Origin of the sequence: Streptomyces sp. cmx-18-6 (assembly GCF_046548915.1) — a bacterium.
GTDB lineage: Bacteria > Actinomycetota > Actinomycetes > Streptomycetales > Streptomycetaceae > Streptomyces.
Genome location: NZ_JAEBEP010000044.1, coordinates 1 through 631 on the forward strand (window position 1 = coordinate 1; position 631 = coordinate 631).

Sequence of the window (631 nt, forward strand, 5' to 3'; positions counted from 1 at the left end):
TTCTGGACCTTCGCGTTCAGCATCCGCAGGTTCGCGACCTCGTAGCCGATCTGCTGGATCCGCGCGGCCGAGGTCTTCTTGTCGAGGATCTCGTCGCGGTACGACTCCGCCGACCTGGCCGGCGCCTCGTTGCCGCGCTCGACGTGCGAGGCGTCCGGATCCTTGTCGTGCGTCGGCGTGAGGCCGCCCGTCAGCAGCAGCACCCGCAGCGCTACGGACTGAGCCTTGGCAGTGCCCTTGTCCGCCGAGTCGAGCGCCTCACCCTGCGTCTGAAGCGGGGGGAGCGTGTCGCCCTTCGGGCCGACGATCAGCCACGAGACGCGCACAGTGCACTCGCGCATCTTGTTGCCCTTGGACGTGGTGGTGTCGCGGTACTCCGCGTCCACTCGCGTCGGCAGGACGTTAACGCCGTGCTTCAGCGTGACCGGGCCGAAGGTGTTGACCACGGTGTCGACGCCGCGGAAGTTGTAGCGGGTGCCGGCCGCGTTGTACTGCTCGCCCTTGGCGATGGCGCGGACTTCCTTACGGACCCGCAGCCACGCCAGGTGGACCGGGACCATCTCCGGGTCGTCGTCGCCCGGCTCGTACCCGGCCATCGGGCCCGGCGAGGACTATGTGCCGGCGCCGGACC

Annotated in this window: 1 protein-coding gene; it reads right to left on the minus strand. The window is 69.3% G+C overall.

All coding sequences use genetic code 11. From position 1 onward, the window contains the following. The coding region (locus tag ACLJPL_RS34055) for an ERF family protein (protein ID WP_411084815.1) at positions 1-596 on the minus strand (596 nt) is incomplete at its 3' end. Positions 597-631: the final 35 nt, after the last annotated feature.